The sequence below is a fragment of the Gordonia sesuvii genome (assembly GCF_036350415.1).
Lineage (GTDB): Bacteria > Actinomycetota > Actinomycetes > Mycobacteriales > Mycobacteriaceae > Gordonia > Gordonia sesuvii.
In genome coordinates, this window is sequence record NZ_JAZDUF010000001.1 from 1,196,371 (window position 1) to 1,208,822 (window position 12,452).

The window sequence follows — 12,452 nt, forward strand, 5'->3', positions numbered from 1 at the left end:
CGATGGCGGTCTCGCGCGTTGCTCTGTAGTTCACTCCGTCCACCCCTCGACTGCCAGTGCCCAGTCCGTCCGGCGCCCAAATGTGCTGCTCAGGGTGGAATCGAACATTCCGGACCGGACACCGGACGGCCTCCGGCGCAGTGCGACCTCGTCGATCGGCCCGCTCACCAGCGTGTTCCGGCTCACTCGAATGGCGGTTGAGGCACCTGACGGAGCATGATGGGGCCGAGATTGTCGGTCGGGGGTTTTCGGTGATGGTGAGTGGACTTCGGTAGTGCGTTGGCGCGCCTGTTCGTACAGGCTGGACGCCCCACGTTGCGTGCCGCCGCGGCCCGGTCCACGGTGTCGGCGCAACGCATCAGTGACTGGCGCAACGGCCGTCATCTGCCGCGGGATTTCGCGACCGTCGAACCGCTGTTGCTGTGGCTCACCGCGCGGGCCGTCGCCGACGGCCAGGATGACGTACTGAACCTGCCGCAGTGGCGTGAGCTCTGGGACAAACACCTCACCGAGTCCGATGCCGACGATCCACCGGGTCCGGCGACGACCACCACCGTGGCGCGGCCCTACGCCGGCCTCGCCACGATCACCGCGGCCGACAGCGCGGTGTTCTTCGGCCGCGACGATCTCGTCTCGACGCTCGTGGACACCATCATCGATGCCGCCATCGCGCCGTCCGGTCCGCGGCTCGTCGTCGTCGCCGGCGTCTCCGGTTCCGGCAAGTCGTCACTCCTCGATGCCGGTCTCGCCCGCGATCGGCGCATCGTCAGACCGCGCCGCGCGGCCGTCACCACGACCGGTGTCCGCGTCGATCCCGTCACCGACGACGGCGGGGTCGTCGTCACCCCGGACCCCGCCGGCGACGAGGTGTGCGACGTCATCGTCCTCGATCAGTTCGAGAACGTGTTCGCGCAGGCGCCGGAGACCCTCGTCGACACGATGCGGGCGGTCGAGGAGCTGTCGGCCGAATCGGTCGTGGTGCTCGGCGTACGCGCCGACTTCTTCGGACAATGTGTGGAGTTCGCGTTCCTGGCGCAGGCGTGGCAGTCGCGCTGCGTGATCGTCTCCGAGATGACCGGCGCCCAGCTGCGTGAGGTCATCACCGGGCCGGTGCGGTTGGCGGGCGGGCGGATCGAGTCGGGTCTCGCGGACGTGATGATCAGCGATCTGCACGCCGCGTCGACGGTCGGCGACCGGGCGGGACGGTTGCCGTTGTTGGCGCACGTCCTGGCGGCGACCTGGTCACGGCGCTCGGGCAATCGCATGACGATCTCCGGGTACCGGGCCACCGGCGGCATCGCGCGGGCGGTCGCCGACACCGCGGAGGCGGCGTGGTCGGCGGTCGAACCGGAGGACCGGAACCTGGCGCGGGCCCTGCTGCTCGCGCTGGTCCACGTCGGCCCCGGCGGCGTGGCACTGCGCGTGCCGCTGCACACCGAGACCATCGCCGATCGGTTTCCCAAGCGGATATCGGCAGTCATCGACATCTTCGCGCAGGCACGACTGCTCATCGTGACGTCGGACTCGATCATGCTGGTCCACGACGTCGTGTTGACGTCGTGGCCGCGGCTCGCGGAGTGGATCGCCGCCGACTCCGGAATCCACGTGTGGCGTCAACAGCTGGCCACCGACACGGTCGCCTGGCTCGAGACGGACCGGAGCAGGTCGTTCCTCTACACCGGGTCACGGCTCGACGACGCCCGCCGGCACCGGGATGCGCTGCGACGCAGCTACCAGCACCTGCTGACCACCGAGAACGAGGAGTTCCTCGACGCCGCGGTCACCCAGCAGCGCCGACGACGACTGATCCAGATGCTGTCCATCGCTGTCGTCGTGGTGCTCGCGGTGGTCTCGACGATCACCGCGGCGATCGGATTCCGGCAGGCCCACGACCTGACGCAGCAGCGCAACAACGCCGAACGCGCCGCCCTGCTCTCCCACATCGACAGCCTGCAGCAGACGAATCCGTCGTTGGCGGCGCGACTGCTGCTCGTCGCGCTCGATCTGTATCCAGACGACCCGACGGTCAGCCAACGTGTCCTCGGCGCCGCCACCAGTCCTCTGTCGGAACCGTTGAGCGGCCACACCGGCCCGGTGTACGACGTCAACTTCTCTGCCGACAGCTCGATGTTCGCGTCTGCGAGCGGTGACCGCACCGCGAGGCTGTGGGAGCGAACCGCGGGCGGCTCCTACCAGTCGGTGTCGACGCTGCGCGGCTACGGCAACTACCTCACCTCGGTGGCGTTCCATCCGTCCCGGCCGTTGCTCGTGACCGGCAGCGGCGACGGCACCGTCCGCATCTGGAACATCGCCACGCCGTCGGCGCCCCGCCAGCGAACATCGGTGAGCCCGGGCCACGGCACGGTCTACATGGTGCGGTTCGCTCCGGACGGTTCCCATCTCGCCGCTTCCTCCGACGACGGCACCGTCACCATCTACGCCGTAGACGACACCGGCGCGCTGCGCGAGACGACCGTTCTCGACGCGCACACCGCCGCTGCCCGCACTGTGTCGTACAGCCCGGACGGCAGGCTGCTGGCCACCGGCGGCGACGACCGCGCTGTCCGGCTCTACGACACCCGTGACGGCGACGTCCCGATCCCGGCGACACCGCCCATCACCGGTTTTCCGAGCATCACCCATGCGGTGGCGTTCAGCCCCGACAGCCGCACGCTCGCGGTGACCGGCGACAGCCCCAACGCCCAGCTGTGGGATGTGTCCACACCGGCGCGGCCCACTCCGCTGTCCACGTCGCTGCCCAACACCACCGCCGGGTCGTGGTCGATCTCGTTCGACGACGACGGCAACCAGCTGGCGTCCGCCCGTGCCGACGGCCGGGTAACGGTGTGGAACACCGTCGACCCGGACATGCCGGTGACCCAGTGGACGCTGCAGTCGTCGAGCACCCAGGGCACGCCCGAGCAAGGGTCGGTCCGGACATTCTCGACGGTGTTCAGTCCCGACGGCACCAGCATGGTCGTCGGTCGTTCCGACGGCGCCATCGACCTGTGGCACCTGCCGTCGGGGGTGATGCCGGACCGCGGCGGCACCGTCACGGGTCTCGCCAACGACGCCGACGGCAGTGTGCTGACCACGGTGGGCACCGACACCACACTCAATGTGTGGTCGACCGGCCCGGACGGGTGGGTGCGACAGTCCCGCACGCCGATCCAGCGTCGGGTGAACGATCACCCGTCGGTCAGCGTGAACGCCGACGGCACGCTGGCGGCCACCGCGAACAACAACGGCGGTCTGGTGCAGCTGTGGGACATCGGCGACCATTCGTCGCCGCAGGCGACCGCAGATCTGCGGGTCTCGACGCGCTACACCAATGCGATCGCGTTCGCCCCGCAGGCCGACATCCTCGCGGCCGGCGCCACCGACACCACGGTCCAGCTGTGGGACACCGCCGACCCACGGCGACCCGTACCGATCAGCGCGCCGCTCGCCGGGCCGAGCGACCTGATCCGCAGCGTCGCCTTCAGTCCGGACGGTCGCCGTCTCGCGGTGACCTCCGACGACAAGCAGACCTATCTCTACGATCTCGACCGGGACCAGACGTCACCGTCGGCGGTCATCAGCGATACGAGCCCGGCGGCGCGGGCCGTGTTCAGCCGCGACGGTGAGACGCTGATCATCGCGGCACGCGACCTGACCACCTGGGATGTCCGGGACGGGCGCACCGACCTGATCGAACGCGAGCCGAACATCCATGCGGCGACGTTGTCGTTGACGCCGATGCGGTTGGTCGTCGGCACTACCACCCACCACCTCACGACTTTCGTGTTCGAGGACGGGCGACTCGGTGCACAGCAGTCCATCGTGCCGCTGATGTCCACCACCGACACCACCACGCGGTGGCAGTTCCCCGATCACATGTACAGCGACGACACCATCATCACCGCCGGTGACGTGACCGGCAGCGTCCATCTGCAGACCACCGACCTCGCCACCGCGAGCAGGTGGATCTGCGACACCACGCCCCGGTTGAGCGACTCCCAGCGCGAGACGTACCTGCCGCACACCGACATCCCGGACGAGTGCCGGGGTGAGTCCGGCTAGTGCCTTGACGACGAGACCCGCCACAGGCGTACCTGTGACGGGTCTCGGTTCGGCGTGCTGCGAAGTGTCAGTACTCCGGGAACAGCGTCAGGGCGAACTCGCCGATCGGCGCCAGTTCCGGATTGGTCTCGACCGCCTTGTCGATGCCGAGCTTGATGTTGTCGAGAGTCGGCGCCGCGTTCTCGACGGTCGGCTCGACCGTCGGCAGCGGCTGCGCGCTCGCAGGTGCCGCCGCGAATGCCATGGCGCCGGCCATCGCCGCGCCGGCGAATCCGGCCCCGACCACACGACGAACGATCTTCCCCCGCGAAACCTGAACGCCCGACTTCTTGAAAACCTGGTCCATGTCGTTGACCGCCTTTCCCCCGCAGAAGGCGCGAGAGTCGTGATGTGTGACTGCAGTGACCCAATGTATGCGGTCTTTGCATCCGCAGGCACATCGTGATGGCTTGAGTCACAAAAGTTATCGGGTAGCGACCATTACCAGCAACGACCACGCCTTCAGGACCGCGAATCGCACGCGGGCTGGGCGTCTCAACGGAAGCTGAGCACCTCGTCACCCCAGGCGTCGCGGATCTCGCGGTCCAGATCGTCGACCAGGCGGTCGTCGCCGTCGATCACCAGTGAGGTCCGGGTCTGTGCGTCGTAGGCCGGCCACGGCAGTCCGCCGCCGTCGTCCGGGTCCCCGTGATGCGCGTAGGACGTCCAGCGGCGTTGCATCCGCTCGGATATCGCCTCGCCGGTCCTTCGTCCGCCGAGCTTGAACGTGATGTCGGCGGGGCCGGCCACCAGGTTGCCCCAGACGTAGGGCAGTTCGGTCGCGTGCGTGGCGCCCACTCGCAGCGCACGCAGCATCCGGGTGGCCCAGTCGAACCGGTAGAGGTGGACGGGGGTGTGCTGCGCGTGCGCCTCGGCGAGCCACACGGTCGGCATGCGGAACGCGATGTCGCGCGCGACGCCGAGGCCGGCGACCTTGGGCCGCATGCCGGAGTACGCGGAGGTGATCTGCGCACGTGGCGGCAGCCGCACGTCCGGGTATTCGACGATCATCGACGCGAACATCCGCTCGATGTCGGCAGGCGTGATGGGCATCAGCGGCGACTTCATCCACTTGAACAAGGCGGCCTCGTCCTTGTTGGTCCCGATCATGAGCGGCACCCGCAGCGACTCGCCGGCCCGGAACACGTCCATCGGATGGCGAGGCACCAGGTCACCGTCGATGACCGGGGCGAAGGCGATGGTGCCCGGACTGTCGGCGGGCACGTCGGTGAACACCTTCATCGTCGCCGCCGTGATCTGCTCGACGTCGATTGTCTCGAGGCGGGGAGCATCGGCGGGCCCGAGGTCGAGCGCGCTCAGGACCCGCGCGGCGATGCCGGCCGAGCGCTCGTGGTCGTACATCGACGTGGCCGGAGAGCTCTGCGCGATGGCGCGATGGAACAGCCCTCGCGCAGCCGGCATCGTCAGCAGCGTGGTGACGATGCCGGCACCTGCCGATTCGCCGAACACGGTCACCGCGTCCGGGTCCCCACCGAATGCCGCGATGTTCTGCTGAACCCACTGCAGGGCGAGCAGGACATCGCTGAGGGCCACGTTCGACTCGAAACGGCGCGGGTCGCCCTCGGACCTGTTGTCGTCGAGTGAGGTCAGGTCGGCGAAACCCAGAGCACCGAGTCGATAGTTGAGCGTCACCACCACGACATCGCCGCGGCGGGCGAGCGCGCTGGCCTCGTACAACGGCTGGCTTCCGCTGCCGAACACGTACGCGCCGCCGTGCAGCCAGACCATCACCGGCAGCGGCCGGTCGGCGTCGGGTCGCCAGACGTTGAGGAACAGGCAGTCCTCCGACATCGTCGCGTCCTTGCCGAGCCCGATCGCCGGGTTGCGTTCCTGGGGGCACACCGGTCCGAAGGCGGTGGCGTCGACGATCTCGTCGTGAGCCTGCGGCGGTCGGGCTCGACGCCAGCGGAGATCCCCGACAGGCGGCGATGCGAAGCGGATACCCCGCCAGATGCCGACACCGTCACCGCGGCTGCCGCGAACCGGTCCGTACGTGGTCGTCGCGACCAGATCGTTCGACATCTCTCCATCGTGATGGGTGGCGGCTCGACGCGCCCACGGAACGCCGGGGTATGCACGGGACGCGTAACGCAGCGCTCGACATTCCCGACGCCAGAGCCACGCCCTAGAGTCAGTCGGGTGGCATTGTCCGACCTCGTCTCGCTGCCCGGCGGCCGCTTCCGCATGGGTTCCGACAGGCACTATCCCGAGGAACGTCCCGCTCACGACCGTGCCGTGGATGCATTCGCGATCGAACGCCACCCGGTGACCACCGCCCAGTTCGCCGAGTTCGTCGAGGCGACGGGGTATGTGACGGTCGCCGAGGAGGCCGTGGACCCGGTCGATTTCCCCGATGCCGACCCGTCGATGCTGGTGCCGGGGTCGGTCGTGTTCACCCCGACGCCCGGTCCGGTCGATCTCCGCGATTGGCGCCAGTGGTGGCGCTGGCAGCCCGGCGCATCGTGGCGTCGACCCGACGGCGCTGACCTGTCGGTCGAGGACCGCGCCGATCACCCGGTCGTGCATGTCGCGTATCGCGACGCCGCCGCGTACGCCGAGTGGGCCGGCCGCCGGCTGCCGACCGAGGCGGAGTGGGAGTTCGCGGCGCGCGGGGGACTCCAGGATGCCGAGTTCGCCTGGGACGGAGATGAACTGCGACCTGCCGGGCGGGACATGGCGAACACCTGGAAGGGCGCGTTCCCCTATCGCAACGAGGGGTGGGGTGCGACGTCGCCGGTCGGTGCCCACCCGGCCAACGGCTACGGGCTGCTCGACATGATCGGCAATGTGTGGGAGCGCTGCGTCGACGCCTACGTGCCGCGTCACTTCATCCCGGGGGCCGGCAGTGTCGCCGCAGAGGGACGGCCGGATCTGCTTGCCCCGACGACGTCGCCGCAGGTCATGCGGGTCACCAAGGGTGGGTCACATCTGTGTGCGCCGGAGTACTGCCGCCGCTACCGGCCGGCTGCGCGTTCGGCCCAGTCAGACGATTCGGCGACGTCGCATCTGGGGTTTCGGTGCGTGGTGTGAGCGATACACTGACAGACACTCAGGTGTCGCGACGGCACGCCAACGTGACCGGCGATCCGGGGCATGGCAATCGGTGTGTGTCGTTTCGATGTCGTCGACGGGCGAGCGCCCGGAGGTGAGGGTATGTCGACTCGACTGGTCACTCCCACCACTCACGCTCGACGCGACATCCGATGCGATGTGGGCGATGCCATGGTCGCCAATCTCGCCATTCATTTCGTGTTCTTCTTCGACCGTGCGCTGGACGTCGACAAGTTGCGCCAATCCTTCGCGCGTACGCTCGACAGCTACTTCATCTTCGGTGGCCGCCTGACGGTGGTCGCGGGCCGCATGGCCATCCGCTGCCGCGGCCGGGGTGTCCCGTTCACCATCGTCGCCTCGCCACGGAATCTTCTCGAGGCGATGCGCGCGACCGCAGACGACACCGGGCAGTGGCTCGTCGACCCGGTCAACGGCACAACCGAGCGGCTGGGCGTGGGGCCGTTGTGCCGAATTCAGATCACCCGTCTCGCCGATGATGCAACCGCGATCGGCGTCTCCTGGCATCACGTCATCGGGGACATGCGGACCTTCATGATGTTCATGAACGCCTGGGCTGCATCCTTCGCCGACCGCCCGGTCAGCACACCGCTGATCGTCGACGACCGAGCCGCGTATGTCGCCGCCCGTCTCCCCGACAGCGGCACTGCCGAACCGGGGGTTCGGTGCCTCAGCCCAACAGAAACAGTGCGCAGCGTCTGGTATCTGGCCAAGAACGCGCGCCGACAGCGGACCGTCAGCATGTACTTCGCCGACAGCGAGATCGACCGCATCCGCGGGGCCTACGGCCGGCGGGCGCGTCTGTCGGTCAACGATGTCGTGTGCGCGCATGTGGCGGAAGCGCTCATGTCGCTCGACCGCGCCGTCAGTCGGCGCACCCTCGCGATCGCCGTCGACATTCGTGACAGATGCGGACTCGATGCCTCCTTGGTCGGCAACATCCTGACCACGCTGCACGTCGACCTGCGCCGCGGCGACGACGCGATCACGATCGCCCAGCGAGTGCGGGACACCGTCGATCACTTCGCCGATCACCATTCCGACATGCGCGCCAACCAACATTTCGTGGACGGCCTGGGCGCCTGGCAGGCGGCCAGGGTGGTCTCGACGGCGTTCGATCCGAGGCGGTGGAATCCGCTGGTGACCAACCTGAGTGGATTCGACGTACACGACATCGTCTTCGACGGCGCCCGCCCCGTCTTCTGCACGCAGGTACTGAAGCTGCCCGTGGCCGGCCTCGGCGCTCTCATGGACGGCGCGGGCGGCCGCGGGATGGTCTTCATCATGTCGTTGCCGCCCGAGGAGTTCGCCGCGCTCACCACCCCACAGATGCGCGCCCACCTGCACCGGTTCCGGCGCCCCGATGACGAGATTCCGTGGGTCCACCGGAAAATCCATCTCTGAGACGATTTCTGGCCACACGGATCAGTTGCCGCGCAACACTTCCGATGTCTCGAGCCGTCCCACGTACACCACCGGATAGGTGGCCGCGGCCATCACGATCACTGCCACACCGACAAGTCCGGTCCCCAGCGCCGCCACCGGCACGCCCCATGAGATGGGCGTGCCGTAGAACACTCCTGAGCCCAACGACCAGAGATACGTGACCCCCATGCCGCCGAGTATCGCGAGACCACCCACCACCAAACCGAGGACCGCCGCATGCGACATGACCACGGCACGCTCCTGGCCAGTAGTGACCCCCACCGCGCGGAGGACGGCGCGCTCCCGTCGACGCTGAATCAGGCCCAACACGAACACGTTCAGTACGCTCAGGCCGGCGGCGACCATCACGACGAAGCCGGCGAGAGTGAACGGCCGCAGGAATCGTGTGATGCCCGCAGCGGACTCTGCACGCCAGTGCTCGTTGTCGAACACCCAGAGACCCGCGTCGAGCTCGAGATAGTTGCTCCGGTGGGTGGCCGCGTCGACCGGGGATGGGTACTGCACCGCCATCTGGTCGCGCGCCGCAGCCCACTGGGTCCGCGCGACGGATTGGTTCACCAGCACGATGTCGGCCACGGCCGCGTCGTTGAGCATGGCGGACCGAACGGTCCCGGCCACGCGGAAGTCCTGACGTCCCCACACGGTCGGCAACGTCACGAGGTCTCCCTGTTGGACGCCGAGCCGAGTGGCGGCTTGCTCGGTCAGCGCGACCTCGCCGCGGTGCAACCGGTCCCAGAGCGCGTCTGCATCGGTGGTCGGTTCGTACTGTGCCCGGCTGTACCAGTCGCCCGGCGTGACGCCGAAGACGAGGCGAGTCGACGCACCCGACGAGATGGTCGCGCGCCATCGAGAAGCCACAGGATGACCGGCCGCGGTGCGCGTCACGGCGGCGGCGGTGGCGTCTGCGATCACCCCGTCGCGCTGATCGAACACCGACTGCGCCGTGAGCATCAGCGCCGACGGCAGCCGGTCGGACTTCTGCGCGGCAACCTGCTCGGCACCGAGCAACTGCATACTCTGTGAGCCGATCGCCAGACTCGTGGCCTCGGTGAGCAGAGCGGCCGACAACCCGAACAGCATCACGTAGCGGCGGAGATCTGCACCCAGCAGGCGTCCGATGTCGGGGCGCACCGACGTCACTGCCTGGGCAGCGCCCTGCGCGACACGCGGCGCAATCCACACAGTCGCCAGGACGATCCCACACAGCGCGATCGTCAAGCCGTTGACGCCCATGGTCAGCGGCAACGCACCGCCGGCAAAGATCGTCATCACCGCGGCGGCACCGGCGAGCAGGCAGACTCCGACGACCAGCGGCCACACCGGTACCGACCGGGCCCGCGGCACGCCTCCCGCGGTGGCCATCGAGGCGAGGGGACCGTTGCGCAACAGCGTGAACGCAGGTGCCAGCATTGCGAGAACGCCACATGTGATCCCCGCTGCAGCGCCGACGGCGAGCAGCCGGGGCTCGAAATGAGCCGAGATCGTGCCGCCGGAGCCGGCCACCATGGATGTGCCGAATGTGTCGACGAGGAAGGTCCCCAACCCGAAGCCCGTCGGCACCCCCAGTAGTCCCCCGAGGACTCCGACCACTGCCCCTTCGCCGAGCATCCCTGCGAGCACACCGGTCGGTCGGGCGCCGATCGCGAGGATCGTGGCCATCACCGTCCGCCTGTCCTCGACCGCCAGCAGGACCGTGTTCACCGAGACGAGGACGCCCACGATGATCCCGGCCAACGCGATGAGATCGAGGCTCTGCCTCCCGTTCTCGAATACCGCGGGCAGTTGCGCACGTGGCGCCACCGCCGTCGCCGTATCGGCGATGGCCCTGTCGACGTCATGCTCGATGTCGTCGCCGGGGCGCGGAACCACGAAAGCCGCGGTGACGAACCCCGGAATCGACAGCAGCTCCGCGGCCACTGCCGCCGACGGGGCGACGAGCACATACCCATCGTTGATGGACTCGACGCGGTCCACGTCGTCGAAGGTCGCCGCGAGATACGCGGAGCCGGGTGGCAATCCCGGTAGCGCGAGGTCGTCGCCGACGCTCAGGCCGAGCTCTGCGGCCACCGGCGCGGCCATCTGCATCGGCACACCGGGCCTGTGGAAGTCGACCGCGTCACGCGCCCTGGTTGCGCAGCCGAAATCGCCGATCAGCAATTCGATGTCGCACGAACCGCCCAGCAGAAAGAATCCTTGCGTGTTGTCTCCGGTACCCACCGGGGTCAAGGTGGCGACGAAAGGGACAATGGCCTGTGCCCCCGACACCTCGGCACGAAGCCGGTCGACCGTGGTGGTCGGCAGACGTCCGCTGACATCAGGAATCACCTCCACCACCCCGTCGTCGGCCGCTGCGGTCAACGACGGACCAAATGCGTCGAACGGTCGGACCAGATCGGATCTGAGCACCAGGACGCCGAGCACCACCGTCACGCCGATTGCCACACCGACAACCGTGAGCAACGATCGACGCCAGTCGGAGATCAACGCCGCAAGGTGAATGCGCCGAAACGACGTCCAGCATGCCGACCACCCACGCATCAACCGTCACCGCCGATGCCCGTCGCGTCAGCCGACCGCGCATTGCCGTCGATGATGTGCAAGGTGCGGGATCCGTAGCCGATAGCCGCCGGATCGTGGGTGACCAGAATGACGGCGGTCGAGTCCTCCTGGCACAGGGAACGGAGGAGGTCGAGCACCTCGGTAGAGGACTGCTTGTCCAGATTTCCGGTCGGCTCGTCGGCGAGGAGCACCGATGGCCGGGTCACCAACGCGCGAGCCACTGCGACGCGCTGCATCTGTCCACCTGACAGCTCGGCAGGGCGGTGATGGCGGCGGCCGGTGAGACCGACTCGGTCGAGAAGCTCTGCGCCTCGGGCGTCGGCGACACGAGCCGGCGTGCCATCCAGCACGAGCGGCAGCGACACGTTCTCGACAGCGGAGAGCATGGGGACCAAATTGAAGAACTGGAAGACGAACCCTAGATGGCGGCGACGGAACGCAGCTCGCGCACGTCGGTTCATCGACCACAGGTCATGGCCACTCACCGAGACCGTGCCACGATCGGGCGCGTCGAGACCGCCTGCGACGTGCAGCAACGTCGACTTTCCCGCACCTGACGGTCCGGTGATCACGACGAATTCGCCCGCTCGGACGGTCAGGTCGCAGTCGACGAGCACGTGTACGTGCTCGTCGCCGATCCGATAGGTCTTCGCGACCCGGTCGAGCTGCAGTGCCGGCGTGGCGTCCGCAACCATGGAACTGACCTTCTACGAGGTGGCTATCGCTCGTGCAGGAATGCGGGCTGGGCGGGAGTGCCCGTGGCGGCGATCTCGACGCCCGGACGGCGGGATCGCGACGGTGCGCAGGGTGCTGTTCCATTCGACACCGATCGGTGCCGTGCGCGCACGCCTTCGGAGAATGTGTCGTCCGAACGCTCGACGCAAACGCCACGGGACCGGGGTTCTCGAGGGGATGGCGGGACTGACTCGAGCATGTTGAGATGAGTCGCATCACACGCCGGAACACGGCCCCTTTCGGGACCGTTTACCACTGGGCGCCGGGACCGGCTCGATTGCTGGCCCGCCGGTGATGGGGGGCTTTTGGAGCCCCCCTGCCGGAGGCGGGTTCTCAGAGCCCCCCTGCCGGAGGCGGGTTCTTGGAGCCCCCCTGCCGGAGGCGGGTTGTTGGAGCCCCCCTGCCGGAGGCGGGTTCTCAGAGCCCCCCTGCCGGAGGCGGGTTCTTGGAGCCCCCTGTCAGGATTGAACTGACGACCGCTCGCTTACAAGGCGAGTGCTCTACCACTGAGCTAAGGAGGC

The 12,452-nt window shown here is 68.3% G+C and carries 7 protein-coding genes and 1 tRNA gene; 3 read left to right on the plus strand and 5 right to left on the minus strand.

Annotated features, from left to right (window positions below; all coding sequences use genetic code 11):
• Positions 1-261 precede the first annotated feature (261 nt).
• Positions 262-4,062, plus strand: a complete 3,801-nt coding sequence (locus tag VZC37_RS05530) for an NACHT and WD repeat domain-containing protein (protein ID WP_330431398.1) — start codon at positions 262-264, stop codon at positions 4,060-4,062.
• Between the two features lie 67 nt (positions 4,063-4,129).
• On the opposite strand, the gene VZC37_RS05535 is transcribed toward VZC37_RS05530, so the two are convergent.
• Together VZC37_RS05535 and VZC37_RS05540 are read right to left on the minus strand one after the other, a co-directional pair.
• Entirely contained in the window at positions 4,130-4,408 is a 279-nt protein-coding gene (locus VZC37_RS05535; RefSeq protein ID WP_330431399.1) for a hypothetical protein, read from the minus strand.
• A 188-nt stretch (positions 4,409-4,596) separates the two neighbouring features.
• The gene (locus VZC37_RS05540) at positions 4,597-6,144 is read right to left on the minus strand and encodes a carboxylesterase/lipase family protein (RefSeq protein WP_330431400.1); all 1,548 of its coding nucleotides are present in this window, start codon (positions 6,142-6,144) and stop codon (positions 4,597-4,599) included.
• Between the two features lie 162 nt (positions 6,145-6,306).
• Here VZC37_RS05540 and VZC37_RS05545 point away from each other — a divergent pair, with 162 nt between their 5' ends.
• Entirely contained in the window at positions 6,307-7,152 is an 846-nt protein-coding gene (locus VZC37_RS05545) for a formylglycine-generating enzyme family protein (RefSeq protein WP_431309352.1), read from the plus strand.
• Positions 7,153-7,275: 123 nt separating this feature from the next.
• Positions 7,276-8,595, plus strand: coding sequence for an acyltransferase (locus tag VZC37_RS05550; RefSeq protein ID WP_330431402.1), 1,320 nt, complete (start codon positions 7,276-7,278; stop codon positions 8,593-8,595).
• 21 nt (positions 8,596-8,616) lie between these two features.
• Here VZC37_RS05550 and VZC37_RS05555 read toward each other — a convergent pair whose 3' ends face one another.
• The 3 genes from VZC37_RS05555 to VZC37_RS05565 all read right to left on the minus strand — a co-directional run bounded on the left by VZC37_RS05555 (position 8,617) and on the right by VZC37_RS05565 (position 12,452).
• Entirely contained in the window at positions 8,617-11,079 is a 2,463-nt protein-coding gene (locus tag VZC37_RS05555; RefSeq protein ID WP_330431403.1) for an ABC transporter permease, read from the minus strand.
• Between the two features lie 95 nt (positions 11,080-11,174).
• A complete protein-coding gene (locus tag VZC37_RS05560) occupies positions 11,175-11,891 on the minus strand; it encodes an ABC transporter ATP-binding protein (protein ID WP_330431404.1) in 717 nt (238 codons plus the stop codon).
• Positions 11,892-12,377: 486 nt separating this feature from the next.
• Positions 12,378-12,452: transfer RNA gene (locus VZC37_RS05565), tRNA-Thr, on the minus strand.